Raw genomic sequence first — 24,922 nt, forward strand, 5'->3', positions numbered from 1 at the left:
CGTCCGTGGACGATCCCCTCGGCTGGCTGGACACGACGGCGGAGGCCCGTCGTGCGGCGGGCCTGCGCCGTGTGCTGTCCCCGCGCGACGTCGTCGAGCCGCTGGTCGACCTCGCCTCCAACGACTACCTCGGCCTGGCCCGCGACCCCCGCGTGGTCGAGGGCGCCGTGGCGGCCACGCGGACGTGGGGCGCGGGATCGACCGGGTCGCGGCTGGTGACCGGCTCGACCCGCCTGCACGCCGACCTCGAGGAGAGCCTGGCCGACCTGGTCGGCGCGCCCGCGGCGCTCGTGTTCTCCAGCGGCTACACGGCGAACCTCGGCGCGGTGACGGCGTTGTCGGGTCGCGGTGCGGTGGTCGTCAGCGACGTCGCCGCGCACGCCTCGCTGGTGGACGCCGCCCGGCTCTCCCGGGCCCGGGTGGCCGTCACGCGGTGCTCGCGCCCGGCCGACGTCGACGCGGTGCTGGCCGACGCGGGGGAGGGACGCCGGCTCGTCGTCACCGACGGCGTCGACTCGGTGGACGGGGGCCTGGCGCCGCTGACCGAGCTGCACGCGGTGTGCCGGGCCCGCGGCGCGATCCTGCTGGTCGACGACGCGCACGGGCTCGGGGTGCGGGGGCCGGGCGGTGCCGGGCTCGTGGCGGAGGCCGGCCTCGCGGGGGAGCCGGACGTCGTCACGACGGTGACCCTGTCGAAGTCCCTGGGATCGCAGGGCGGGGCGGTGCTCGGGTCGCCGACGGTGATCGCGCACCTGGTCGACGCGGCCCGGTCGTTCATCTTCGACACCGGTCTGGCGCCCGCCTGCGTCGGCGCCGCGCTCGCCGCCCTGGAGGTGCTCCGGCTCGAGCCGGACCGGGTCGGCGCACTGCACCGCGCCGCCGCGGCCGTCGCGGCCTCCGCCCGGGCGGCGGCACCCGGCCTCGGGGTGGCGGACCCGACGGCGGCCATGGTGCCCGTCGTCCTCGGGGAGCCGGACCTCGCCGTGGCCGCCCGGGACGCCTGCGCGGCCGCCGGACTGCGCGCCGGCTGCTTCCGCCCGCCGTCGGTGCCCGAGGGCACGTCGCGGTTGCGGCTCACCGCCCGGGCCGATCTGACGGCCGACGACCTCGCGCTCGTCGACCGGGTCCTGCACGACGTGCTCGGACCGATCGTGGGTGGGTCCCGGAGCAGCGGCGCCGTGCCTGGGGTGGCATCCTGAGAAGGCCCTTCTGAATCGATGTGGAGGAGATCGTCGTGACCGTCACGGACAGCCCCCAGGCGTTCCGGCTCTGGCACTGTGGCCGCTGCCGTCGCCCGCTGGCCGAGGCCTCCGACTACCTGCGCTGCCGCTGCTGTGGCGCCGTGCACGACGTCGACGGGACCCCGCGCCCCGACGTCGAGGCCGCCGAGCAGCCGGCCCGGGACCCGAACGCCGTGCGCGTACGGAACTGGCTGTAGCGCCGACCCCGTCCCGCTTTGAGCGAAGGGCCCCTTCCGTCGAATAGATGGGCCAGGGGCGCCCATCGCCAGCGCGGCGCCGACCTGGTCGTGGGCGCCCATCGGCGGCTCTATCGAGCGAAGGGCCCCTTCGCTCGAGACCAGTGCCACAAGATCTCGTTCCGGCGCGCGAAGTGGGGCGGGGACCGATCGGTCCGCTCCGTCGAATGAGATCTTCGCTCACGACGAGCCCGGCGCCCCCTCCCGCACGCGGGGACCGGGACGACACACTCGCCCGCATGGACGACGAGGACCCGCGTCCCGCGCTGAGGGGTGCCACGTACCGCGGGGACGGAGAGACGGTGGTCTCCGTTCTCGGCCGCCTCGACCCGAGGGAGTACCTGCAGATCGGCGGCGACGGGCTGCTCCTGGCCCTCGTGCAGCGTGTCGACGGCGCGGCGGATCTGGCCGGCCGGTGGGTCGAGATGCTGCGCGAGCGGGATCGTGACGGCGACGCCGAGCTCGCCGATCAGCTCGACGCACGTCTCGGTCGGGGGCCGTCCCCGATGCTCCGTCCCCTCCCGATCGACCTCGAGCAGCTCACCGACGTCCTCGAGGGAGACCCCACGAGCCCGGGTGGGCGGATCGACCTCGACACCGGTGAGGTGTGGCCGATCTTCGACGACTTCCTGACGGACCAGGCGAACGACGGGGACGAGGACGGCGAGGAGCGGGAGTGGCTGGAGGTCCCGTGTCTCGGGTCCCGCGCCTCCTACCGTGACATGCAGGACTTCATCGACACCCTCGACGACCCCGGACGGCGCGACCGGCTGGAGATCGCGATCGAGGGCCGGGGTGCCTTCCGCCGCTTCAAGGACGTCCTGGCTCGGAGCGAGGCGGACCTCACCCGCTGGTACGGCTTCTCCGACGAGCGGCAACGCGGCCGGGCCCGGGCCTGGCTCGCCGATGCCGGGTACGCGGTGAGTCCACGTCGGGGCTCCTGACACGAGCCGCGACAGGAGCACCCGGCGCCTAGGCTCGCCCCGTGCGCACGATGATCATCACCGGCACCGGCACGGACGTGGGCAAGACGGTCGTGACGGCGGCCGTGGCCGCGCTCGCGGCGGCGGCCGGGGACCGGGTCGTCGTCGTGAAGCCCGCGCAGACCGGGATCGCGCCGGGGGAGCCGGGGGACCTCGCCGACGTCGAGCGGCTGACCGGGCACCGCGTGCGGACCCTCGAGCTCGCCCGGTACCCCGAGCCGCTCGCGCCGGCCACCGCGGCGCGGCGCTCCGGGCTCCCACCGCTGCACGTCGCAGACGTCGAGAAGGCCCTCGCCGGGATCGACGACGCCGACCTCGTCCTCGTCGAGGGCGCCGGCGGCCTCCTGGTCCGGCTGAACGACGACGGCGAGACCCTCGCCGACCTCGACCTCCCCGTGCTGCTCGTCGCCACGGCGGGTCTGGGCGTGCTGAACACCGCCGCGCTGACCGCCGAGGCCCTCGCGAGCCGACGCCGCGACCTGCTGGGCACCGTCGTCGGCGCCTACCCGGAGCACCCCGACCTCGCCGAACGCACCAACCTCGCCGACCTGCCGCGCGTGACCGGCCGACCCCTGCTCGGCGTCCTGCCGGCGGACCTCGGCCGGAGCGCGCCCGACGACCTCGAGGCCGCCGCCCGGTGTGGCCTGCATCCCGTCCTGGGTGGGCAGTGGATCGAGCCGTCGGACGTGAGGCAGACTCCGGACGGTTCGACCCCCGACGCATAGGAGCGACCGCGTGACGACGGCGAGCACCGAGACCGCCACCGGCACCACGGGAGAGGGCGACATCCTCGCCGTCGCCCGGGAGCAGGTCCTCGAGCGCGGGGAGGGCCTGTCCGAGGCGCAGGTCCTGGAGGTGCTTCGCCTGCCCGCGGAGCGGCTCACCGAGGCCCTCGCGCTGGCCCACGACGTGCGCATGCGCTGGTGCGGGCCGGACATCGAGGTCGAGGGCATCGTCAGCCTGAAGACCGGCGGCTGCCCGGAGGACTGCCACTTCTGCTCCCAGTCGGGGCTGTTCGACTCCCCGGTGCGCGCGGCGTGGCTGGACAAAGACCGGCTGGTCGAGGCGGCGAAGCAGACCGCGAAGACCGGGGCGACGGAGTTCTGCATCGTCGCCGCCGTCCGGGGACCGGACGAGAAGCTCATGGAGCAGATCCGGGTCGGGGTCGCGGCGATCCGCGCCGAGGTCGACATCAACGTCGCCTGCTCGCTGGGGATGCTGACCCAGGACCAGGTCGACCGGCTCGCCGCGATGGGCGTGCACCGCTACAACCACAACCTGGAGACCGCGCGCAGCCACTTCCCGGAGGTCGTCACGACCCACACCTGGGAGGAGCGCTGGGAGACCCTGCAGATGGTGCGGGCCGCGGGCATGGAGGTCTGCTGCGGCGGCATCGTGGGGATGGGGGAGACCCTCGAGCAGCGCGCGGAGTTCGCCGTGCAGCTCGCGGAGCTCGAGCCCGACGAGGTCCCGATGAACTTCCTGATCCCGAACCCGGGCACCCCGTTCGCGCACCTGGAGGTGCCGCAGGGCCCGGACGCGTTGATGACGATCGCGGCGTTCCGGCTGGCGATGCCGAAGACCGTGCTGCGCTTCGCCGGCGGCCGGGAGCTGACCCTCGGGGACCTCGGCGCGGAGCAGGGCATGCTCGGCGGGATCAACGCGATCATCGTCGGGAACTACCTGACGAACCTGGGGCGCCCGGCCGAGCAGGACCTCGAGATGCTCGACACGCTGAAGATGCCGATCAAGGCCCTGAACGACACCCTGTGACGACGACCGTGGGCACGTTCTGCTCCTTCTGCGGCGGCGAGGCCGCGTCCGGCGACCACGAGCACTGCCGGGCGCGCCTGTCGCTGATCGACCCGCCGCGCTACTGCCCGGAGTGCGGGCGCCGGATGGTGGTGCAGGTCGACCCCATGGGCTGGACGGCGCGCTGCAGTCGGCACGGCGAGACCACGAACGCCGCCCAGCGGTGACGCCCGACCCGGCCGTCGACGAGTTCGTCCGCGAGGAGCCACGGGGTGTCCTGGCGCGGGAGGAGCTGCTCGGCGACCTCCGACCGACCCTCGTGGCGATGGTGGCGGTCGCCCTGTCCGGGGTCGTCCTCGGACTGATCTGGGCGCTCGTCGCCCCCGGTCAGGCCACCGTCACGACGGCGTCCGGGGCCAGTTCCCCGCTCGCGGCGGAGTCCGACCACGTCTTCGACGCCACCGCGATCTTCTTCCTCCTCGCGGCCGCCTACGGCGTGGTCGTCGGGGTCCTCGCGTGGCGGCGCGTCACGCGGCGGGGCCCGGTGACGCTCCTCGGCATCGGGGTGGCGACGACGGCCGGGGGCTGGGTCGCGGCCTTCGTCGGGACCCGCCTGGCCGGCCCGCTCACCGACCGGCACCCGATCGGCGTGCTGCTCGACCGCGCGGAGGCGTCCGGCAGCGCGGCCGGCGGCGCACCGATCCCGGCCACGCTCTCCACGGTCCCGCCCACCATCGGCTCCTTCTGGACGGTGCTCGCGGCGGGTGTCGGTGCGGTCCTCGCCTACCTGCTCTGCGCCATCGCCCTGGGCGAGGACGACATGTGCCGTCCGGAGGGCCCCGGACCGGAGCCGGCCCCCTAGTTGTCGCTGGAGGGGACGGCGAACTTCGCGGTCGGCGCCCACACCGCGCCCAGCCGCCCGAGCAGCGTCGCCTCGCGGCTCATCGCGTGCGAGACCAGCTCCAGGCGCGCCTTCGGGCAGGTCTGCTCGAGCAGTTCCTGACGGTCCGCGAGCGGGAGCAGGCAGTCCGCGGCGAGCACGTGCGGCAGCACGGTGACGTCGACGTCGGTGTCCTCGGTCGAGACCGGCGGCGCCGCGGCGGCCTCCTCGTCGACGTCGTCGACCCCGTCGAGGTCGTCCTCGGTGCCCTCCGCGAGCGCCGCGTCGCGGTCGGCCTCGCGGCGATAGGTCCACGCGGTGCTGCAGTAGCGCCGGTGCGCGGCACGCGCAGCCCGCTCGAGCGGCTCCAGATCGGCCGGGTCGTCGCCCTCGAGGTCGGGCACCCACTCGACGGTCGCGGTGAGGTACGGCGAGGCGGTCGCGTCGATGTCGAGCAGCCGGAACCGCCGGTCGCCCTGGGTGAGCATGTCGAAGCGGCCGTCGGGCAGGCGCCGGACCTCGCGCAGCGCGGCGGAGCAGCCGACCTCGTGGAGCCCGTCCATCCCGTCGTCGGGACCCCAGCCCTCACGGACCGCGACGACGCCGAACTGCTTGCCGGGGAACGCGCCGGTCACCAGGTCGATCGTCATCTGCCGGTAGCGCGGCTCGAAGATGTGCAGCGGGAGCGGTGCCCCGGGCAGCAGGACGGTGCCCAGCGGGAAGAGGGGCAACGTCTCGGGCACAGCGACCACGCTACGGCCGAACCGTCCCCGTCGCCGGGTGAGCGGACCGGCCCGGACCGTCAGCAGTCGCGGGTCGCGTCCGGCGGGCGCAGCGTCGCGAACGGGTCGGTCACGCGCAGCCGGTGCTCGGAGAAGCGGAACAGGGCGGCGGGCCGGCCGCCGGACGGACCGGGAGCGGCGGTGGTGCCGGTCGGTACCAGGACGCCGCGCCGGGTGAGCACCCGCTGCAGGTTGGTCGCGGACACCCGGTGGCCCAGCGCGGCCGTGTAGAGCCCGCGCAGTTCCGAGATCGAGAAGACCTCGGGGGCCAGGGCGAAGCCGATGTTGGTGTAGGAGAGCTTGGCCCGCAGCCGGTCCAGGCCGACCCGCGTGATCTCGCCGTGGTCGAACGCCGTCTCCGGCAGGGCGTCCACCGGGTGCCAGGCCGTGTCGTCCGGGACCGCGGGGTCGGCGTCGCTGGGCACCAACCCGAGGAACGCGGTCGCGACGCGGCGCGGGGCCGGGCCGCGGTGCGGGTCGGAGAACACCGACAGCTGCTCGACGTGCGCGACCTCGGCCAGGTCGACCTTCTCCGCCAGGTGCCGGCGCACCGACACCTCGACGTCCTCGGTCGCGCCGAGCCGCCCGCCCGGGAGCGCCCACCGGCCCTCGTGCGGCTCGCGCGCGCGTCGCCAGAGCAGCACCTCGGGGGAGCTGGGCGACATCCGCAGCACGACGGCCAGCACGTCGTGGGCGATCAGGCCCTCGGCCTCCACGCCACTCACGGTAGCGGTCGGTGACGGGTGCTCCGGCGACCGTGGTCACGGACACCGGTGCTGGCGCCCGGACGGCACGCCGCGTACGGTCGGCGGTGTTTTCGACCAACAGGCGAAAACCTCGACCACTGTTCCGGGCCCTTCCCGACGACGGGGAGGGGGCGACCCCGGGGGAGGACCACCGGTCATGACCGTCACCGATCTCGCCGCGCACCAGCCGCCCACGGACCTCGTCGAGCCCCGCTCGCTGTCCGACGAGGCCGACGTCGAGGCCTGGGCCGCGCAGGTCCGGGAACTGGCCCGTGCCCGCGACGCCGTCGTGCTCGCGCACAACTACCAGCGTCCGGAGATCCAGGACGTCGCCGACCACACCGGCGACTCGCTCGCGCTCTCCCGGATCGCGGCCGCGTCCGACGCCTCGACGATCGTGTTCTGCGGCGTCCACTTCATGGCCGAGACCGCGAAGATCCTCGCGCCGGAGAAGACGGTGCTCATCCCCGACGCCCGTGCCGGCTGCTCGCTCGCGGACTCGATCACCGCCGACGAGCTGCGCGAGTGGAAGGCCGAGCACCCGGGCGCGGTCGTCGTCAGCTACGTCAACACGACGGCGGCCGTGAAGGCCGAGACCGACGTCTGCTGCACGTCGTCGAACGCGGTCGAGGTGGTGGTCTCGATCCCGGCCGACCGCGAGGTCGTGTTCCTGCCCGACCAGTTCCTCGGGGCGCACGTCCGCCGCGAGACCGGCCGGACGAACCTCCACGTCTGGGCCGGCGAGTGCCACGTCCACGCAGGTATCAACGGCGCGGAGCTCACCGCGCGCGCCCAGGCCGACCCGGACGCCGACCTGTTCGTCCACCCCGAGTGCGGGTGCGCCACCTCGGCGCTCTACCTGGCCGGCGAGGGCGCGGTGCCCGCCGAGCAGGTCCACATCCTCTCGACCGGCGGGATGCTGGACGCCGCGAAGAACACCACGAAGTCCTCCGTGCTCGTCGCGACCGAGGTCGGCATGCTCCACCAGCTCCGCCGCGCCAACCCGGCGGTCGACTTCCGCCCGGTGAACGAGCGCGCGGCCTGCGGCTACATGAAGATGATCACGCCGGGGGCGCTGCTGCGGTCGCTGCAGGAGGGGCGCGACGAGGTCCTCGTCGACCCCGCCACAGCGGAGCGGGCCCGTGCGTCCGTGCAGCGGATGATCGAGATCGGGCAGCCCGGGGGTGGGGAGTGAGCACCCCGGACGCGGAGCGGAGCGGAGCCGGACCATCGGTGTGGGGTGCGGCCGCCGACCTCGTCGTCGTCGGGTCCGGGGTCGCCGGGCTCTCGGCGGCGTCGGAGGCGTCGCGGCGCGGCCTGCGGGTCGTCGTCGTGACCAAGGACGTGCCCGCCGAGGGGTCCACCCGCTGGGCGCAGGGCGGCATCGCCGTCGTGCTGGGTGACATCGCCGGGGACACCGTCGACGCGCACGTCGCGGACACGCTGACGGCGGGCGGCGGGCTGGTCGACGCGGCCGCGACCGCCGACATCCTCGGCGCGGGCCGGGACGCGGTGAGCGACCTGCGCTCGCGCGGCGCGCTGTTCGACGCGTCCGGGGTCCGGCTCGCCCGGACCCGCGAGGGCGGGCACGGCACCACCCGGGTGATCCACGCCGGCGGCGACGCGACCGGCGCGGAGGTCGAGCGGGCCCTGCTCGCCGCGCTGCCCGGCGAGGTGACGGTGCTCGCGCACCACACGGCCGTGGCCGTGTGCCGGGACCGCGGACGGGTCGGCGGGCTCGAGGTGGTCGACGACGCCGGGCGCCTCGGTGTCGTGGCCGCCCCGGCGGTCCTGCTCGCGACCGGCGGCATCGGCGGGCTCTACGAGACGACCACCAACCCGGCCGTGGCCACCGCGGACGGCTGGTCGCTCGCCCTGCGTGCCGGGGCGGCGCTGGCCGACGTCGAGTTCGTGCAGTTCCACCCGACCGCACTCTTCGTCCCCGGGCTCGTCGGGCGGGCGCCGCTCGTGACGGAGGCCCTGCGCGGGGAGGGGGCGCACCTCGTCGAGCTCTCCGGCCGGGGCGTCATGGACGACGTCGACCCGCGGGGCGACCTCGCCCCGCGCGACGTCGTCGCGGGCGCCATCACCGCGGTGCTCGCCCGCACCGGGGCCCCGCACGTCCTCCTCGACGCCAGCGGGGTGCCCGACGTCCGGCGGCGCTTCCCGACGGTGGCCGCCTCCTGCGACGCGATCGGGGTCGACCTGGCCCGGGAGCCGATCCCGGTCCGCCCGGCGCAGCACTACGCGTGCGGCGGCGTCGTCACCGACACGACGGGCCGGACCGGGGTGCCGGGCCTGTGGGCGGCCGGTGAGGTCGCCCGCACCGGCCTGCACGGGGCGAACCGGCTGGCGTCGAACAGCCTGCTCGAGGGCCTCGTCGTGGGCCGGCGGGCCGGGGCGGACGTCGCCACGGCGCTCGCGGGGCCGCGGGTCGTCACCGAGCCGGCCACACCCGTCGTCGGGAAGGCCCCGGCGGCGGACCGGACGGTGCTGCAGCGGGCGATGAGCCGGGGCGCCGCGGTCGGGCGCGACGCGGCCGGACTCGCCGCGACCTCCGACCTCGTCGAGGCGTCGACGGTGGTCCGGGCGCTGGACACCCGGGACGCCGTCGAGGACGCCGCCCTCACCCTGGCCGCCGCCGCGGTGCTGGCCGCCGCGGGGTCACGGACCGAGTCCCGCGGGTGCCACCTGCGGTCGGACTTCCCGCGCCGCGACGACCGGTGGCAGGGCGCCTCGACCGCGGTGACCCTCGTCGACGACCACCTGGTGCTCGCCACGCTCGACCTCGCACTCGGAGGTGCCGCATGACCGCCGTTCTCCTCCCCGACGGCCTCGACGCCACCGAGATCGACGCCGTCGTCGACCGCGCCCTCGACGAGGACCTCCGCGACGGGCCCGACCGGACGACGGCCGCGTGCGTTCCGGCCGGGACGGTCGCGGTGGGGGAGTTCCGGACGCGGCCCTCGGGCACGCTGGCGGGCGTCGGCGTCGCGGTGCGGGTGCTGGAGAAGGTGTGCGGTCCGGAGCTGGAGGTCCTCTCCGCGCTCGACGACGGGTCGCGGCTCGCGCCCGGGGAGGTCGCGCTCGCCGTGCGGGCGCCCCTGTCGACCCTGCTCACCGCCGAGCGCACGGCACTGAACCTGCTGTGCCAGCTCTCCGGGGTCGCCACCGCCACGAGCGCGTGGGTGGACGCCGTGGCCGGCACGCGAGCCCGCATCCGGGACACCCGCAAGACCGTCCCCGGGCTGCGGGCGCTGCAGAAGTACGCGGTGCGCTGCGGGGGCGGGGTCAACCACCGGATGTCCCTGGGCGACGCGCTGCTGATCAAGGACAACCACGTCGCCGCCGCCGGGTCGGTGTCCGCCGCGGTGCACGCGGCGCGGACGGCCGCCCCGGAACTGTCCTGCGAGCTGGAGGTCGACTCGTTCGACCAGCTCGACGAGGCCCTGGGGCTCGGCCTGGAGCTGATCCTGCTGGACAACTTCTCCGCGGCCGACTGCGTCGAGGCGGTCCGCCGACGGGACGCGGCGGCCCCGTCGACCGGGCTGGAGGCCAGCGGCGGGCTGACGATCGACACCGCCGCGGCCTACGGGGCCGCCGGCGTCGACTTCCTGGCGGTCGGCGGGTTGACCCACTCGTCCCCGGCGCTGGACCTGGGGTTGGACCTGCGCGCGTGACGATCCCGGTCCCGGACGAGCGCGGGGCCCTCCGACGGACGCGCCCGGACGAGCTGCGCTGGCGCCCGAGTGCCTACGCGATCGTCCTGCGGGCCGAGGAGATCCTCCTGCTGCCCTATCTGGACGGCGTGGACCTGCCGGGCGGCGGGATCGAGTTCGGCGAGTCGCTGGAGGCGGGGCTGTTGCGCGAGCTGAAGGAGGAGACCGACCTGGACGGGTACGACCCCGTCCTGGTCGGCGCCGCGTCCTCGTACTTCCGGTTCGACGACGACTGCGTCCAGTCCGTGATGCTCTACTACCGAGTCCTGGTCCACCCGGGGCAGCCGAGCGCGGCCAACCTGAGCGATGCGGAGCGGGACACGACCGGGCTCGCGCAGTGGCACCCGGTCGCCGACCTGCCGGACCTCCACCTGCCGTCGACGGTGGACTGGCGCGCGTACGTCCCCGCGGCCCGGGAGCTGTCCCGGTGACCACCACGGCCGGCGCCGTGATCGTCGGCGGCGGGATCGCCGGCATGTCGGTGGCGGCGGAGCTGGCCGCGCTCGGCGTCGAGCAGCCGGTCCTGCTCGAGGCCGAGCGCGAGCTCGCCCACCACACCACCGGCCGCTCCGCGGCGAGCTACATCCCTGGGCACGGCTCCAGGCCGATGCGGGCGCTGGTCGCCGCCAGCCGCGACCGCTTCGACCGACTCGCCGACGAGGCGGGCCACCCCTTCCTGCGGCCGCGGCCGGTGCTGCACGTCGCGACGACGCCGGACGAGGAGCGGGTGCTGCGCTCCGATCTCCTCGCGCTCGCGGAGGTCACGGAGCTCTCGCCGGCCGAGGCCGTCCGCCGGTGGCCGGCCCTCCGGCCGGACGTGGTGCTGGGCGCGGGCGTCGTCGAGGACGCCCACGACGCCGACCCGATCGGCCTCCACCAGCACTACCGGCAACGCTTCCGGGCCGCGGGCGGGGAGATCCGCACGTCCGCACCCGTCGTCGGGATGACGACGACGGCGACCGGGTGGCACCTCGACCTCCCCGACGACGGCCTCGACACCGACCTCGTCGTCCTCGCCGCAGGTGCCTGGACCGACCGGCTGCTCGCGCTCGCCGGGGCGCCACCCCTGGGGCTTCGGGCGATGCGCCGCACGATCGCGATCGTGCGGGCGGAGGTCCGGGCGGACGACCCGTTCGCCGTCGGGGTCGGCGAGACCTGGTACGCGAAGCCGGAGGGGCAGTACCTCCTGGTCAGTCCCTCCGAGGAGACCCCGCAGGAGCCCGGGGACGCCCGCGCGGACGAGCTCGACGTCGCCCTCGCGATCGAACGGGTCAACGCCGTCACCACGCTCGGCATCCGCTCGGTGGTCATCAGCTGGGCGGGGCAGCGGACCTTCGCTCCCGACCGGACGCTCGTCGTCGGCACGCGGGCCCCTGGGCTCGCCGTCGTGGCCGGGCAGGGCGGGTCCGGCATCGAGACCGCACCCGCAGCGGCGGCCCTCGCCGCGGCCGTGCTGCTCGAGCGATCCATCCCCGGCGACCTGCGACGACACGGTGTCGAGGCCGCCGCGTACGCCCCGGAGCGGCTCCTCTAGCCTCCCCCGTATGGGTCAGTCCCGAGGGGCCAGCTCCGCTCCGCTGCGTGGTCGCCATCGGCGCCTGGTCGTGGCTGCCGCCGTCGTGCTCCTCGCCCTCCTCACGGCGTGCGCGGGCCCCCAGGAGACCGTCCCGCCGATCACGGTCGCTCCGGGTGAGGCGCAGAACGTGGCCGGCGCCGCGCCGCTGCCGGCCCCGCTCCCCGCGCTGCCCAGCGCGGTCCCGGTCGTCCCGAAGGTGCTCGCGCCGCTGTCGGCGATCGGGAGCCGGAACGGCCCGCGGATCTGCGAGAAGTTCCGCTCCGCCCCCGTCGCGGGTGGCCGGTTCGAGGTGCAGAACAACGCGTGGGGCGCGGAGACACCGCAGTGCACCACCGCCTTCGACACCGGCTTCAGCGTGCAGGCGAACCACGCCAAGGACTCCGGGCCCGCCGCCTACCCGAGCATCGTCTGGGGCTGCAACCACGGGACCTGCACACGCGGGACGCCGTTCCCCCGGCCGCTGTCCGACCTCGGGGACGTCCGCTCCAGCTGGGCGGTCAGCGTCCCCGACCGCGGCCGCTACAACGCCGCCTACGACATCTGGCTCGACCCGACCCCGCGCCGCGACGGCGACAACACCGGCGCCGAGCTGATGATCTGGACGATCCGCGCCGGCGGCATCGACCCGATCGGCTCGAAGCGCGGATCGGTGGACCTGGGCGGGGCCGACTGGGACGTCTGGACCGGCGAGAACAACGGGGTGCCGGTCATCTCCTACGTCCGCAAGCAGTCCGTGCGGCAGGTGATCGACCTGCCGATCACCGACTTCGTGCGCGACGCGCAGCGCCAGGGCGTCGTGCAGCCGTCCTGGTACCTCACCAACCTCCAGGCGGGCTTCGAGCCGTGGGTCGGCGGCTCCGGTCTGTCCACGGACGCCTTCAACGCCACCCGCAACGGGGCCTGATCCTGTCACTCGTGTGGGTGTTCACGTCCCCACCGACTGCTCGAACGACTGACGTCACCTAGCGCTTCCCCCTGCGCCGAACGTACGTTTCGCCGCGCTGAACGGTCCAACGGGGAGGACGGCGCGGATGAACGGTCGGTGGGCGGCGGCGAACGAGACGCCCGAGGATTCCCGACGACGGGTCGGGCGGCACCGTCGGCCCGGGGTCGGCCGGCGTGCGCCGGCCGGGACCGTGCCACGGCACGGCCGCGGGGCGAACCGCCGGACCGACGCGGTGCGGGCGGTCGGTGGCGGGCTCGCGCTCGTCGCGTTGGCCGTCGTGACCGGCCTGCCGCACGGGGCGGCGACGGCCGACCCGCGCCCGGCCACGGTCGCCGTCACGACCACGAGCACGCTCGAGCCCGCGGCGCCGTCCGAGTCCATCGCGTCACCCGAGCCCGTCGCACCGACCGGGACCACCGAGCCGTCGGCACCCGAGGAGACGACCACTCCGGAGACGACCACTCCGGAGACGACCACTCCGGAGACGAGCTCCCCGGAGACCGTCGCCACGGACACGCCCGCCACCACGGCCGGTGCGCCCCAGCGCGCCGAGGAGAAGAAGGTCTGCGAGAAGTTCGGCTCCACGCCCGTCGCGGGCGGGCGCTACGAGGTGCAGAACTCGCTGTGGGGCGCGAGCACCTCGCAGTGCATCGTCGCCTACGACGGCCCGTCCGCCGGCCCGACCGGCGCGAGCGCGGCCTTCCGGGTCGAGGCCAAGCACCGCAACGACAGCGGGCCGGCGTCGTACCCGTCCATCGTCTACGGCTGCAACTACGGCAACTGCACGAAGGGCACCCCGTTCCCCCGGCCGATCGCCGATCTCGGAGACCTGCGGTCGTCCTGGAGCGTCAAGACCCCGACGTCCGGGGACTACAACGTCGCCTACGACATCTGGCTCGACCCGACCGCCCGCAAGGAGGGCCGCCCGACCGGTCTCGAGCTGATGATCTGGCTCAAGCACACCGACCGTGTCCAGCCGATCGGCGACAAGGTCGGCACCACGACGCTCGACGGCGTCGGCTACGACGTGTGGCTCGGTAAGGCCGACCTGCCGACGATCTCCTACGTCCGCCAGCAGCAGACCACCGAGGTCAAGGACCTGAACATCTCGACCTTCGTGGCCGACGCCCAGAAGCGCGGCCAGGCGAAGCAGGGTTGGTACCTCACCAGCGTGCAGGCCGGGTTCGAGCCCTGGATCGGCGGCGACGGCCTCGAGACGACGTCCTACTCCGTGACCCGCAACGGTCAGTAGGGCTCGTCCTCCGGCACGTCGTGCTCCACCCCGTGCAGCAGCGAGGCCCGCTCGAAGGCCTCCATGCGGCGCCGGTCGCGCTTGGTCGGGCGGCCGGCGCCGCGCTCGCGCTGCGCGACGGCGAGCGTGGTCTCCTTCGGCGGCGGGGGCGGCGTGTGGTCGACGTAGCAGGTCACGGCGACCGGGGCGCCGACCCGCTTCTCGATGACCGTCCCGACCTCCACCACCCGCGGGATGTCGTAGAGCCGGGTGCGGACGGTGTCGCCGGCGCGCACCGGGGTGGACGGCTTCGCCGGCTTGTCGTTGACGCGCACGTGTCCGCCCCGGCAGGCGGTCGCCGCGTCCGCCCGGGTCTTGCTCAGCCGGACCGCCCACAGCCAGCGGTCCACGCGCGTCGTCGAATCCATACCGCTCCCATTGTCACCGCATCCGGCGGCCCGTCCACCGGGTTCGCGATCGTCTCGCCGCCCTGCTCCGTCCGGCGTACCGTCGGTCATTCGTGTCACGGCGAGAGGGGCCGCGGGTGCAGCTCGACGACGTGACCCCCGACGAGTCCGCCGCGCTCCACGCGGTGCTCGCCGAGCGCGCCGTCACCCCCGTCCTCCAGCCCGTCGCGGACGTCGTGACGGGTGAGGTCGTCGGGCTGGAGGCCCTCGCGCGCGGACCCGCGGGGCCGGTCGAGCGTCCCGACCGGCTCTTCGCGGCCGCCCGCGCGGAGGGCCTGGTCCACGACCTCGACGACCTCTGCCGGCGCCGCGCGGTGGAGGTCGCCGACGAGGCCGGTCTCTCCGGTCCGTTCGGGCTGTTCGTCAACGTCGAGCCGGAGGCCGCCCCGGTCGACGTCACCCCGGGACCGGCCAGCGTCCGCCTCCTCGACCGCGGGGTCACCGTCGTGCTCGAGCTCACCGAGCGCGATCTGACCGGCGACCCCGGGCGGTTGCTGGCCTTCGCCGAGGCCGCGCGCGCGGAGGGCTTCCGCATCGCGCTGGACGACGTCGGCGCCGAGCCCGCCTCATTGGCGCTCATGCCGTTCCTGCGTCCGGAGGTCGTGAAGCTGGATCTCTCGCTGGTGCAGGGACGGGACCCGGGCGAGGTCGCGGAGATCGTGTCGGCGGTCGCGGCCTACGCCGAGCAGAGCGACGCGATCGTCCTCGCCGAGGGCGTGGAGACCGCCGACCAGCTCGCCACCGCTCGCGGCCTGGGGGCGACCCTGGCCCAGGGCTGGTGGGTGGGCACGCCGGAGCCGGCCGCGGACGTGGTGCCCGGACTGGTCCCCCCGCGGGTCCCGCCCCGGTTCCGGCTCCGGATGCCCGAGGCGGTCCCGCACAGCCCGTTCCAGACCGTGGCCCGGTCGCGCACCGCGCGACGCGCGCCGAAGTCGCTGCTGGTGGCGGTCAGCCGGCACCTCGAACGCCAGGCCGCCGCGCAGGGCGACCTCGCGGTCGTGCTCGCGGCCTACGAGGACGCGGAGAACCTGACCCCGGGCTCCCGACGCCGCTACCGGGACCTGGCCGCGTCGGCCGCGTTCGTCGGGGTCCTCGGCCGCGGGGTCGCCGCGGAGCCCGAGCCCGGGGTGCGCGGCGCCGACCTGCTCGCCGAGGACCCGGTGAACGGTGAGTGGGACATCGCGGTCGTCGGGCCGCACTTCGCGGCCGCGCTCGTGGCGCGCGACCTGGACCCGGACGGCGACCCGGGGGACCCCGCCCGCGAGTTCGACCACGTCCTGACCCACGACCGGACCCTCGTGCTCGAGGTGGCGCGTTCGCTGATGGCCCGGGTGGTGCCCCACCGTGTACGGAACGCGACCGATGTGACGGACGCGTCGCCCGTTGGGGTCGCATCGGGCACACGGGCCTAGCGCGTTCGGATCACCCAGGTACCGTCCGTGCCAGGACGACGGGGCGGGGACGCGTGTGAGGCAGCAGGCCATGACCGAGGTGCCGGGCGTGACCGGGGTGGCCGACCCCGCGTCGGCCGAGCTCACGGCGGCGATGGACGGCCTCACCACGGTCTTCCAGCCGATCGTGGACCTCGCCACCGGGGGAGTGATCGCCCACGAGGCGCTGACCCGGGGGCCAGCCGGGGTGCTGGCCCGTCCCGAGCAGCTCTTCGACCGGGCCCGCTCCGAGGGCCGGCTCGCCGAGCTCGACGAGCTGTGCCGGATCCGGGCCCTGGAGGCCACGGTGGCCGCCGGGGACGACGGGCCGAGCACGCTCTTCCTCAACGTCGAGCCCGACGGCATCCCGGTGGGGGAGCCGCCGCCGGTGGCCCGGGAGTTCGCCCGGCACGGCGGCCGCCTCGTCATGGAGTTCACCGAGCGGGCCCTGACGGCCGACCCGGCGCGGGTGCAGTGGTTCGCGAACCGGCTACGGCACGTCGGCATCGCGATCGCCCTCGACGACGTCGGGAGCCACCCCGGCTCCCTGGCGCTCATGCCCTTCCTGCGCCCCGAGGTGGTCAAGCTCGACCAGCGCCTCGTCCAGGGTCCGCACGACGACGACGCCGCCCGGATCGCCACCGCCGTCTCCGCCTACGCCGAGCAGAACGACGCGATCGTGCTCGCCGAGGGCATCGAGACCGCCGAGCACGAGCGCACCGCCCGCGCCTTCGGTGCCACCCTCGGGCAGGGCTGGTTCTACGGTCGGCCGGGCCGCCTCGGTCCCGACCCGCGCCGCGTCCCGCCGGTCAGCGCCCCGCTCGCACGGGCGCCCGAGGGCCCGACGCGGCGCAGCCCGTTCGCCACCGTGTCGCGCAGCCGCCCGATGCGCCACGGCGGTCTCGACGAGGTGTCGCTCGCCGCCGAGCTGCTCGAACGCCGTGCCCTCACCGCGGAGGGCCCCACGGTCACCCTGGCGACCGTCGGCCCGGGCGGCGTGCCCACCGACGACCGGGCCGACCGCTACGTCGCCGCCGCCCGCGACACCAGCCTCGTCGCCCTGCTCGGCGCCGGGCGGGAGCCGCTGCCCGGGGTGCGGGGCGCCGATCTCGGCGAGGGCGACCCGCTGCGCTCGGAGTGGGACGTCGTCGTGGTCGGTCCGCACGTGGCCGCGGCGCTGGTGGCGCGGGAGACCGTCGGCGGCGAGTACCAGTACGCCGTGGTCTACGACCGCGACCTGGTCCTCGAGCTCGCGCGGTCCCTCATGAGCCGCACCGTCCCGGCGCCGAACGCGGCGATGCCGGGCGCCTGACGCGGACGCGGCTCACCAGCCGCGTTCGCGCCACTCCGGGAGCTGGGGGCGCTCGGCGCCGAGCGTGGTGTCGTCCCCGTGGCCGGGGTAGACGTGCGTGTCGTCGTCGAGCCGGTCGAAGACCTTGCGCTCGAGATCGTCCATAAGCGCGTTGTGGTGGTCGACCGTCGCGGTCTTCCCGTGGCCGCCGGGGAAGAGCGAGTCGCCCGTGAACAGGTGCGCGGAGCCGTTCGGGTCGCGGTAGAGCAGCGCGATCGAGCCCGGCGTGTGCCCGTCGAGGTGGATGACCTCGACGAAGGAGTCACCGAAGCGCACCTCGTCGTCGTCGCCCACGGTGTGGTCGGGCGCCACCGGCAGCTCCGGCGCGTCGAGCTCGTGAGCGTAGGTCTCCGGCGAGAGTTCCTTCGTCATCGCCTCCAGCGCCTGGACGTGGTCCCAGTGCTGGTGGGTGGTGATGATCGTCTTCGTGTGGCCGCGGTCGGCCACCGTGTCGACGGTGTCGAGCAGCCGGTCGGCCTCGTTCGCGGCGTCGATCAGCAGCGTCGCCCCGGTGGCCCGGTCGACCAGCAGGTAGGCGTTGTTGTCCATCGGCCCGACCGAGACCTTCGTGATCGAGACGGCGTCGAGGTCGCGGCGCGCGGCCGGGCCCTCGGGGTCGACGTGGCCGGTGTAGGTGTCGAGGAGCTCCACGCCCGACAGTCTGCCCGGTCGCCCCGACAGCCATACCTCGCCGGATCGACGATGGCGCGCCACACCCACCCGGTGCGAGCAGAGCGCCATCGTCGAGCGCCGGTCACCCGGGAGGCGTACCCGCTCGTCCGTTCACCGTGCTCGACCGGACGCGACGACGGGCCGTGTCCGCGTCCGCCGTCGGGAACGGGCCGCTGAACGCCCGGATCCGGGCCCGGGAGGCGCGGTGGACGACGGCTCCTACAGTGGAGGGGAACCCCCGCGAGGCGCTGCCGGACGACGCGGCCGGACGATGTTGTCGGTGCCCGGGGGTATGACAGGGCGGCACCGTCCTGTCCGATCGCCTGGGGAGCTGATCCGTGGCTGACCGCCTCGTCGTCAAGGGCGCCCGTGAGCACAACCTCACGGGTGTCGACATCGACCTGCCGCGCGACAGCCTGGTCGTGTTCACCGGGCTCTCCGGCTCGGGCAAGTCGAGCCTCGCGTTCGACACGATCTTCGCGGAGGGCCAGCGGCGCTACGTCGAGTCGCTGTCGGCCTACGCGCGCCAGTTCCTCGGGCAGATGGACAAGCCCGACGTCGACTTCATCGAGGGGCTCTCGCCCGCGGTGTCGATCGACCAGAAGTCCACGAGCCGCAACCCGCGTTCGACCGTCGGGACGATCACCGAGGTCTACGACTACCTGCGGCTGCTGTACGCCCGCGCCGGCACGCCGCACTGCCCCACCTGCGGGGAGATCATCTCCAAGCAGACGCCGCAGCAGATCGTCGACCAGGTGCTGGAGATGGAGTCCGGGCGCCGGTTCCAGGTCCTCGCGCCGGTGATCCGCGGGCGCAAGGGCGAGTACGTCGACCTGTTCTCCCAGCTCCAGGGGCAGGGCTACTCCCGCGTGCTGGTCGACGGCACGGTGTACCCGCTGGCCGAGCCTCCGACGTTGAAGAAGCAGGAGAAGCACGACATCGCGGTGGTGGTCGACCGGCTCTCGGTCAAGGCCAGCGCCAAGCAGCGCCTCACCGACTCGGTGGAGACAGCGCTGCGGCTCGCGGAGGGCATCGTCGTGCTGGACTTCGTCGACCTCGAGGAGGACGACCCGCAGCGCGAGCGCCGCTTCTCCGAGAAGATGGCCTGCCCGAACGGCCACCAGCTCGCGGTGGATGACCTCGAGCCCCGCGCGTTCTCGTTCAACTCGCCGTACGGCGCCTGCCCGGCCTGCAGCGGCCTGGGGACGAAGATGGAGGTCGACCCGGAGCTCCTCGTCCCGGACGACGAGCTCTCGCTGGCCGACGGCGCGATCGCCCCGTGGAACATGGGCCAGACGGCCGACTACTTCCAGCGCCTGCTCCAGGCACTGTCCGAGTCGATCGGCTTCCGGATGGACACGCCGTGGCGCAAGCTGCCGGCGGCGGTGAAGAAGGCCGTGCTGCACGGGTCCACCGACCAGGTGCACGTGCGCTACCGCAACCGCTACGGCCGCGAGCGCTCGTACTACGCGGCCTTCGAGGGCGTGGTGCCGTTCCTGGAGCGGCGCCTCGACCAGGCCGAGTCCGACAGCGCCCGGGAGCGCTACGAGGGCTACATGCGCGAGGTCCCGTGCCCGACGTGCTCCGGCACGCGGCTCAAGCCGGAGATCCTCGCGGTGACGCTGCGCCACGAGGCGCAGGGCGACCGGTCGATCGCCGAGGTGTGCGCGCTCTCGGTCGCCGACTGCGCGGAGTTCCTCCAGGGCCTCGTGCTGGGGGCGCGGGAGCAGGTGATCGCCGGGGCGGTGCTCAAGGAGATCCAGGCGCGGCTGGGCTTCCTGCTCGACGTGGGGCTGGACTACCTCTCGCTCTCGCGCGCGGCCGGCACGCTCTCCGGCGGCGAGGCGCAGCGCATCCGGCTGGCCACGCAGATCGGCTCCGGGCTGGTGGGCGTGCTCTACGTGCTCGACGAGCCGTCGATCGGGCTGCACCAGCGGGACAACCGCCGGCTGATCGACACGCTGACCCGGCTGCGGAACCTCGGCAACACGCTGATCGTCGTCGAGCACGACGAGGACACCGTGCGCGCGAGCGACTGGGTGGTCGACATCGGCCCGGGCGCCGGCGAGCACGGCGGCCAGGTGGTGCACTCCGGGCCGGTCGAGGAGCTGCTGGCGAACACCGACTCGATGACGGGGGACTACCTGTCGGGTCGCCGGGCCATCCCGGTGCCCGACATCCGCCGCCCGCGCGACCGCAAACGGCAGCTCTCGGTGGTCGGCGCCCGCGAGCACAACCTGCACGAGGTCGACGTCTCGTTCCCGCTGGGGTGCCTGGTCTCGATCACCGGGGTCTCCGGGTCGGGCAAGTCCACGCTGGTCAACGACATCCTGGCCACGGTGCTGGCCAACAAGCTGAATGGCGCCCGCCAGGTGCCGGGCCGGCACACCCGTGTGACCGGGCTGGAGCACCTGGACAAGCTGGTCCGGGTCGACCAGTCGCCGATCGGGCGCACGCCGCGCTCCAACCCGGCGACCTACACCGGCGTGTGGGACCACATGCGCAAGCTGTTCGCGTCGACCAACGAGGCCAAGGTGCGCGGCTACGGCCCCGGCCGGTTCTCGTTCAACGTCAAGGGCGGGCGCTGCGAGGCGTGCGCGGGCGACGGCACGATCAAGATCGAGATGAACTTCCTGCCGGACGTCTACGTGCCCTGCGAGGTGTGCAAGGGGGCGCGGTACAACCGCGAGACCCTCGAGGTGCACTACAAGGGCAAGACGGTCGCCGAGGTGCTCGACATGCCGATCGAGGAGGCCGCGACCTTCTTCGAGCCGATCACCGCGATCCACCGCCACCTCAAGACGCTGACCGAGGTCGGGCTGGGCTACGTCCGGCTCGGCCAGCCGGCGCCGACCCTCTCCGGCGGCGAGGCGCAGCGCGTCAAGCTGGCCGCGGAGCTGCAGAAGCGCTCGATGGGCCGCACGATCTACATCCTCGACGAGCCGACGACGGGCCTGCACTTCGAGGACATCCGCAAGCTCCTCGGCGTGATCAACGGTCTGGTCGACAAGGGCAACACGGTGCTGGTGATCGAGCACAACCTCGACGTCATCAAGGTGTCCGACTGGGTCGTCGACATGGGCCCCGAGGGCGGCAACGGCGGCGGCACGGTCGTCGCCGAGGGAACGCCGGAACAGATCGCGGCCGTGCCGGGGAGCTACACCGGCCAGTTCCTCGCCGGGCTGGTCACGCCGGAGAAGGCGCCGGCCAAGCGCTCGCGCGCCAAGGCGGGCTGACCCCGCCCGCCACGCCGTGTGAGCACGACACGCGGTGATGGTAGGGTCGATGTGAGCGACCAGCTCGACGCGCGCCCCGGTGCGTGCCGAGCGGCAAGTGGAGCCCGCCTCCCACCCGGTCCGCCGCCCCAGGTGGCCGGGTTCCGGTCTCAGCCGTTCCCCCGGGAACGGCCGGAAGACCCGTCGTCGGGAACGAACCCGGCAGCGGATCGGATCGGTACGAGTCAGGGCCCCCGCCACGAGCACGACGGCGCGGGGCCCGACGTCGTGAGGGAACAAGGACACCTCTCGCCGGGTTGCGGCCGGAAACACTGTCGAACCCGAGGAGAACTCATCAGCGCAGAGACGCGCATCAACGAGCGCATCCGCGTGCCCGAGGTCCGTCTGGTCGGTCCGAACGGCGAGCAGGTGGGGATCGTCCGCATCGAGGACGCCCTGCGGCTGGCCCGGGAGGCCGACCTCGACCTCGTGGAGGTCGCGGCCCAGGCGCGCCCGCCGGTCTGCAAGCTCATGGACTACGGCAAGTTCAAGTACGAGAGCGCGCAGAAGGCCCGCGAGTCGCGTCGCAACCAGCAGCAGACCGTGATCAAGGAGCAGAAGCTCCGGCCGAAGATCGACCCGCACGACTACGAGACGAAGAAGGGTCACGTCACCCGCTTCCTCGGTCAGGGTCACAAGGTCAAGGTCACGATCATGTTCCGCGGCCGCGAGCAGTCCCGCCCGGAGCTGGGCTTCCGGCTGCTCCAGCGGCTCGCCGAGGACGTCGGCGACCTCGCGTTCGTCGAGGCCTCGCCGAAGCAGGACGGCCGCAACATGACCATGGTGCTCGCGCCCAACAAGAAGGTCGCGAAGACACCGAAGCAGCAGCAGGCCCAGGACGCCGCCGCCGCGGCGGCCGAGCCGACGCCTGCCTCCTGAGTCCGCGGAAGCGGGCCGTACCGTCGCGTACGGCCCGCGCCGCGGCCGCGGGAACCGCCCCCGCCCGGGTCACGGACGTGCCCCCGGGACGGCAGGACGACCAGGACGAGGACGGATGAAGAACAAGACCCACTCCGGGACCAAGAAGCGCATCAAGGTGTCGGGCAGCGGCAAGCTGCTGCGCGAGAAGGCCGGGAAGCGCCACCTGCTGGAGAAGAAGTCCAGCGAGAAGACGCGTCGGCTCTCGGGCCAGACGACGATCGCCCCGCAGGACGACAAGCGCATCCGCAAGATGCTCGGTATCTGAGCCAGCTGACCATCGCGGTCACCACGACGCCCCGGTGACCCTCCCCGACACGATCGAAGGCAGGACGACGTGGCACGCGTCAAGCGCGCAGTCAACGCCCAGAAGAAGCGCCGTACCGTTCTGGAGGCCGCCAGCGGCTACCGCGGACAGCGCTCCCGGCTCTACCGCAAGGCCAAGGAGCAGCAGCTCCACTCGCTGACCTACGCCTTCCGCGACCGCAAGCAGCGCAAGGGCGACTTCCGGCAGCTCTGGATCACCCGCATCAACGCGGCGGCCCGTGCGAACGACATGACCTACAACCGGTTCATGCAGGGCCTCAAGCTCGCCGGCGTCGAGGCCGACCGCAAGGTCCTGGCCGAGATCGCCGTCTCGGACCCGGCGACCTTCACGGCGCTGGTCGAGACGGCCAAGGCCGCCGTGGCCGACGTGCCCAAGGGCGCGGAGAAGAACGACGACGGAGCAGCCGCCTGAGCGAGCTCCTCACCGAACGCACCCCGCGCGTCGCCGCAGCACGCAAGCTGCTCCGGCGCGCGGCGCGTGAGGACACCGGTCGCTTCCTCCTCGAGGGCGTGCGGCCGGCCCACGACGCGGTGGCCCGGGCGGAGACCGACCCGGGTGCCGTCGTCGACCTGTTCGTCACCGAGACCGTCGCCGACCGCGAGCGGGACCTGCTGATCCGCGCCCGGGCGGCCGGCGTCCGGACCGCGCTGGTCACCGACAAGGCGATCGCGGGCCTGACAGACACGGTGCACCCGCAGGGGCTCGTGCTCGTCTGCCGCCGGCCCTCCGCCGCACTCCCGGCCGCACCGCGGCTCGTCGCGGTGCTGCTCGACGTCGCCGACCCGGGCAACGCCGGCACCGTCATCCGCACCGCCGACGCCGCGGGCGCCGACGCGGTCGTGTTCGCCGGGGAGTCCGTCGACCCGTTCAACCCCAAGTGCGTCCGCGCCAGCATGGGCAGCTTGTTCCACCTCCCGGTGTTCCAGGAGCGGGTTCCTGACGACGGGTGTGCGCGGCTGCGCGAGGCCGGGCTCGGCCTCGTCGTCGCCGACGGCGGGGGAGAGCTGGAGCTGGGCGCGGACACCGACGACCTCCTGGCCCGCCCCACCGCGTGGGTGTTCGGCAGCGAGGCCCACGGGGTGCGCGGGGACGTCGCCGCCGCGGCCGACCACCGGATCCGGGTGCCGATCCGCGGGCGCGCCGAGAGCCTCAACCTCGCCACCGCGGCGGCCGTGTGCCTGTACGCATCGGTGCGGGCGCAGTCTGCGGAGCAGGCCGCGAACCCGGTCGCGTCCGCTCGATAGACTCGAATCCCGTCCAGCCGAGCAGGAGCAGCAGCCCAGATGTCCGGGACCAACGACTCGTTCGACCCCAAGCAGGTCTCCGCGCTGGCCCCCGAGGCCCTCTCGGCGGCGCGCGACGAGGCGACGAGCGCGTTCGCCGGGGCCACCACGCTCGAGGCGCTCACCGCGCTCAAGCCGGCCCACCTGGGCGACCGGTCGCCGGTGCTGCTGGCCCGCCGCGAGATCGGCGCGCTGCCACCGCAGGCCAAGTCGGACGCGGGCAAGCGGGTCAACGAGGCCCGGCTCGCCGTCCAGACCGCCTACGACGAGCGCCACGCGGTGCTGTCGACCGAGCGCGACGAGCGGGTCCTGGCCGAGGAGGCCGTCGACGTCACGCTGCCGACGACCCGGCACCCGCGCGGCAGCCGGCACCCGCTCACCCAGACCTCCGAGCGGATCGCGGACGTCTTCGTCGCGATGGGCTGGGAGGTCGCGGAGGGCCCCGAGGTCGAGTCGGAGTGGTTCAACTTCGACGCCCTGAACTTCCTGCCCGACCACCCGGCGCGCACGATGCAGGACACGTTCCACGTCGAGCCGCCGGCCGCGAAGCAGGTGCTGCGCACGCACACCTCGCCGGTGCAGATCCGGACGCTGCTCGAGCGCGACCTGCCGGTCTACGTCGTCTGTCCGGGCCGCACGTTCCGCACCGACGAGCTGGACGCGACCCACACCCCGGTCTTCCACCAGATCGAGGGCCTCGCCGTCGACAAGGGCCTGACGATGGCCCACCTCAAGGGCACGCTCGACGCCTTCGCCCGCGCGATGTTCGGGCCGGACTCCCGCATCCGGATGCGGCCGTCCTACTTCCCGTTCACCGAGCCGTCCGCCGAGCCCGACGTGTGGTTCCCGCAGAAGAAGGGCGGCGCCGGCTGGGTCGAGTGGGGCGGCTGCGGGATGGTCGACCCGAACGTCCTCGAGGCCTGCGGCGTCGACCCCGAGGTGTACTCCGGCTTCGCGTTCGGCATGGGCCTCGAACGCACCCTGATGTTCCGCAACGGGCTGCCGGACATGCGCGACATGGTGGAGGGCGACGTCCGCTTCACCAGCGCGTTCTCCGTCGAGCCCTGACCCTCCTCCGTCCCCGAGAGCCGTCGTCCGAAAGGCCT

Annotated in this window: 26 protein-coding genes; 22 read left to right on the forward strand and 4 right to left on the reverse strand. The window is 74.1% G+C overall.

Annotated features, from left to right (window positions below; translation table 11 throughout):
* Window positions 1-5: 5 nt before the first annotated feature.
* The 7 genes from QRT03_RS13195 (at window position 6) to QRT03_RS13225 (ending at window position 5,074) form a co-directional block, all read left to right on the forward strand.
* On the forward strand, window positions 6-1,199 hold the full coding sequence (locus QRT03_RS13195; protein WP_286053286.1) for an 8-amino-7-oxononanoate synthase: 1,194 nt from the start codon (window positions 6-8) through the stop codon (window positions 1,197-1,199).
* A gap of 35 nt (window positions 1,200-1,234) precedes the next feature.
* Window positions 1,235-1,438 (forward strand): hypothetical protein, encoded by a 204-nt coding sequence (locus QRT03_RS13200; protein ID WP_286053287.1) that lies wholly within the window; start codon window positions 1,235-1,237, stop codon window positions 1,436-1,438.
* A gap of 278 nt (window positions 1,439-1,716) precedes the next feature.
* Window positions 1,717-2,421: a UPF0158 family protein gene (locus QRT03_RS13205; RefSeq protein WP_286053288.1), complete on the forward strand. Its 705-nt coding sequence runs from the start codon at window positions 1,717-1,719 to the stop codon at window positions 2,419-2,421.
* Between the two features lie 41 nt (window positions 2,422-2,462).
* Window positions 2,463-3,185 carry a dethiobiotin synthase gene (gene bioD, locus QRT03_RS13210; RefSeq protein WP_286053289.1) on the forward strand — a complete coding sequence of 241 codons (723 nt, stop codon included), beginning with the start codon at window positions 2,463-2,465 and terminating at the stop codon, window positions 3,183-3,185.
* Between the two features lie 10 nt (window positions 3,186-3,195).
* Window positions 3,196-4,233, forward strand: a complete 1,038-nt coding sequence (gene bioB / locus QRT03_RS13215) for a biotin synthase BioB (RefSeq protein ID WP_286053290.1) — start codon at window positions 3,196-3,198, stop codon at window positions 4,231-4,233.
* Entirely contained in the window at window positions 4,230-4,439 is a 210-nt protein-coding gene (gene bsaP, locus QRT03_RS13220) for a biotin synthase auxiliary protein BsaP (RefSeq protein WP_286053291.1), read from the forward strand. Before bioB ends, bsaP begins: the two co-directional genes overlap by 4 nt.
* A complete protein-coding gene (locus tag QRT03_RS13225) occupies window positions 4,436-5,074 on the forward strand; it encodes a DUF2567 domain-containing protein (RefSeq protein ID WP_286053292.1) in 639 nt (212 codons plus the stop codon). The genes bsaP and QRT03_RS13225 overlap by 4 nt, the downstream gene beginning before the upstream one ends.
* Here the strand turns inward: QRT03_RS13225 and QRT03_RS13230 are convergent.
* Both QRT03_RS13230 and QRT03_RS13235 read right to left on the reverse strand, forming a co-directional pair.
* Window positions 5,071-5,844 carry an LON peptidase substrate-binding domain-containing protein gene (locus QRT03_RS13230; RefSeq protein ID WP_286053294.1) on the reverse strand — a complete coding sequence of 258 codons (774 nt, stop codon included), beginning with the start codon at window positions 5,842-5,844 and terminating at the stop codon, window positions 5,071-5,073. The genes QRT03_RS13225 and QRT03_RS13230 overlap by 4 nt on opposite strands.
* Window positions 5,845-5,894: 50 nt before the next feature.
* Entirely contained in the window at window positions 5,895-6,590 is a 696-nt protein-coding gene (locus QRT03_RS13235) for an NUDIX hydrolase (RefSeq protein ID WP_425604828.1), read from the reverse strand.
* Between the two features lie 187 nt (window positions 6,591-6,777).
* Here QRT03_RS13235 and nadA point away from each other — a divergent pair, with 187 nt between their 5' ends.
* The 7 genes from nadA (at window position 6,778) to QRT03_RS13270 (ending at window position 14,113) form a co-directional block, all read left to right on the forward strand.
* The gene (nadA, locus tag QRT03_RS13240) at window positions 6,778-7,815 is read left to right on the forward strand and encodes a quinolinate synthase NadA (protein ID WP_286053295.1); all 1,038 of its coding nucleotides are present in this window, start codon (window positions 6,778-6,780) and stop codon (window positions 7,813-7,815) included.
* Window positions 7,812-9,431: an L-aspartate oxidase gene (gene nadB, locus QRT03_RS13245; RefSeq protein ID WP_286053296.1), complete on the forward strand. Its 1,620-nt coding sequence runs from the start codon at window positions 7,812-7,814 to the stop codon at window positions 9,429-9,431. The genes nadA and nadB overlap by 4 nt, the downstream gene beginning before the upstream one ends.
* On the forward strand, window positions 9,428-10,300 hold the full coding sequence (gene nadC / locus QRT03_RS13250; protein WP_286053297.1) for a carboxylating nicotinate-nucleotide diphosphorylase: 873 nt from the start codon (window positions 9,428-9,430) through the stop codon (window positions 10,298-10,300). The genes nadB and nadC overlap by 4 nt, the downstream gene beginning before the upstream one ends.
* A complete protein-coding gene (locus QRT03_RS13255) occupies window positions 10,297-10,770 on the forward strand; it encodes an NUDIX hydrolase (protein WP_286053298.1) in 474 nt (157 codons plus the stop codon). Before nadC ends, QRT03_RS13255 begins: the two co-directional genes overlap by 4 nt.
* A complete protein-coding gene (locus QRT03_RS13260) occupies window positions 10,767-11,873 on the forward strand; it encodes an NAD(P)/FAD-dependent oxidoreductase (protein WP_286053299.1) in 1,107 nt (368 codons plus the stop codon). Before QRT03_RS13255 ends, QRT03_RS13260 begins: the two co-directional genes overlap by 4 nt.
* 10 nt (window positions 11,874-11,883) lie before the next feature.
* On the forward strand, window positions 11,884-12,819 hold the full coding sequence (locus QRT03_RS13265) for a GH12 family glycosyl hydrolase domain-containing protein (protein ID WP_286053300.1): 936 nt from the start codon (window positions 11,884-11,886) through the stop codon (window positions 12,817-12,819).
* Between the two features lie 127 nt (window positions 12,820-12,946).
* Complete coding sequence (locus QRT03_RS13270) at window positions 12,947-14,113, forward strand: GH12 family glycosyl hydrolase domain-containing protein (protein WP_286053302.1); 1,167 nt, start codon at window positions 12,947-12,949, stop codon at window positions 14,111-14,113.
* On the opposite strand, the gene QRT03_RS13275 is transcribed toward QRT03_RS13270, so the two are convergent.
* Window positions 14,107-14,520, reverse strand: a complete 414-nt coding sequence (locus tag QRT03_RS13275; protein WP_286053303.1) for an RNA-binding S4 domain-containing protein — start codon at window positions 14,518-14,520, stop codon at window positions 14,107-14,109. The genes QRT03_RS13270 and QRT03_RS13275 overlap by 7 nt on opposite strands.
* A gap of 92 nt (window positions 14,521-14,612) precedes the next feature.
* On the opposite strand from QRT03_RS13275, the gene QRT03_RS13280 reads away from it, so the two are divergent.
* Both QRT03_RS13280 and QRT03_RS13285 read left to right on the forward strand, forming a co-directional pair.
* A complete protein-coding gene (locus tag QRT03_RS13280) occupies window positions 14,613-15,971 on the forward strand; it encodes a sensor domain-containing phosphodiesterase (protein ID WP_286053304.1) in 1,359 nt (452 codons plus the stop codon).
* A gap of 70 nt (window positions 15,972-16,041) precedes the next feature.
* Window positions 16,042-17,301: an EAL domain-containing protein gene (locus QRT03_RS13285; RefSeq protein ID WP_286053305.1), complete on the forward strand. Its 1,260-nt coding sequence runs from the start codon at window positions 16,042-16,044 to the stop codon at window positions 17,299-17,301.
* Window positions 17,302-17,313: 12 nt separating this feature from the next.
* On the opposite strand, the gene QRT03_RS13290 is transcribed toward QRT03_RS13285, so the two are convergent.
* Window positions 17,314-17,991 carry an MBL fold metallo-hydrolase gene (locus QRT03_RS13290; RefSeq protein WP_286053306.1) on the reverse strand — a complete coding sequence of 226 codons (678 nt, stop codon included), beginning with the start codon at window positions 17,989-17,991 and terminating at the stop codon, window positions 17,314-17,316.
* A 359-nt stretch (window positions 17,992-18,350) separates the two neighbouring features.
* Here QRT03_RS13290 and uvrA point away from each other — a divergent pair, with 359 nt between their 5' ends.
* From uvrA to pheS, 6 genes are all read left to right on the forward strand, one after another.
* Window positions 18,351-21,248 (forward strand): excinuclease ABC subunit UvrA, encoded by a 2,898-nt coding sequence (uvrA, locus tag QRT03_RS13295; RefSeq protein WP_286053307.1) that lies wholly within the window; start codon window positions 18,351-18,353, stop codon window positions 21,246-21,248.
* A gap of 333 nt (window positions 21,249-21,581) precedes the next feature.
* On the forward strand, window positions 21,582-22,166 hold the full coding sequence (gene infC, locus QRT03_RS13300; protein WP_286053365.1) for a translation initiation factor IF-3: 585 nt from the start codon (window positions 21,582-21,584) through the stop codon (window positions 22,164-22,166).
* Between the two features lie 115 nt (window positions 22,167-22,281).
* Window positions 22,282-22,473: a 50S ribosomal protein L35 gene (gene rpmI / locus QRT03_RS13305; protein WP_286053309.1), complete on the forward strand. Its 192-nt coding sequence runs from the start codon at window positions 22,282-22,284 to the stop codon at window positions 22,471-22,473.
* Between the two features lie 69 nt (window positions 22,474-22,542).
* Window positions 22,543-22,944, forward strand: coding sequence for a 50S ribosomal protein L20 (gene rplT / locus QRT03_RS13310; protein WP_286053310.1), 402 nt, complete (start codon window positions 22,543-22,545; stop codon window positions 22,942-22,944).
* Window positions 22,945-22,991: 47 nt separating this feature from the next.
* Window positions 22,992-23,777, forward strand: coding sequence for a TrmH family RNA methyltransferase (locus QRT03_RS13315; RefSeq protein WP_425604834.1), 786 nt, complete (start codon window positions 22,992-22,994; stop codon window positions 23,775-23,777).
* Window positions 23,778-23,816: 39 nt separating this feature from the next.
* A complete protein-coding gene (pheS, locus tag QRT03_RS13320) occupies window positions 23,817-24,884 on the forward strand; it encodes a phenylalanine--tRNA ligase subunit alpha (RefSeq protein ID WP_286053312.1) in 1,068 nt (355 codons plus the stop codon).
* Window positions 24,885-24,922 lie beyond the last annotated feature (38 nt).

The organism is Actinomycetospora termitidis, from assembly GCF_030286555.1.
Lineage (GTDB): Bacteria > Actinomycetota > Actinomycetes > Mycobacteriales > Pseudonocardiaceae > Actinomycetospora > Actinomycetospora termitidis.

Excerpts from the sequence above, each read along its gene's own strand:
- nadC (WP_286053297.1), top strand. The coding sequence starts at position 9,428 with ATGACCGCCGTTCTCCTCCCCGACGGCCTCGACGCCACCGAGATCGAC.
- QRT03_RS13285 (WP_286053305.1), top strand. The coding sequence starts at position 16,042 with ATGACCGAGGTGCCGGGCGTGACCGGGGTGGCCGACCCCGCGTCGGCC.
- nadA (WP_286053295.1), top strand. The coding sequence starts at position 6,778 with ATGACCGTCACCGATCTCGCCGCGCACCAGCCGCCCACGGACCTCGTC.
- QRT03_RS13270 (WP_286053302.1), top strand. The coding sequence starts at position 12,947 with ATGAACGGTCGGTGGGCGGCGGCGAACGAGACGCCCGAGGATTCCCGA.
- QRT03_RS13275 (WP_286053303.1), bottom strand. The coding sequence starts at position 14,520 with ATGGATTCGACGACGCGCGTGGACCGCTGGCTGTGGGCGGTCCGGCTG.
- QRT03_RS13205 (WP_286053288.1), top strand. The coding sequence starts at position 1,717 with ATGGACGACGAGGACCCGCGTCCCGCGCTGAGGGGTGCCACGTACCGC.
- pheS (WP_286053312.1), top strand. The coding sequence starts at position 23,817 with ATGTCCGGGACCAACGACTCGTTCGACCCCAAGCAGGTCTCCGCGCTG.
- QRT03_RS13265 (WP_286053300.1), top strand. The coding sequence starts at position 11,884 with ATGGGTCAGTCCCGAGGGGCCAGCTCCGCTCCGCTGCGTGGTCGCCAT.
- rpmI (WP_286053309.1), top strand. The coding sequence starts at position 22,282 with ATGAAGAACAAGACCCACTCCGGGACCAAGAAGCGCATCAAGGTGTCG.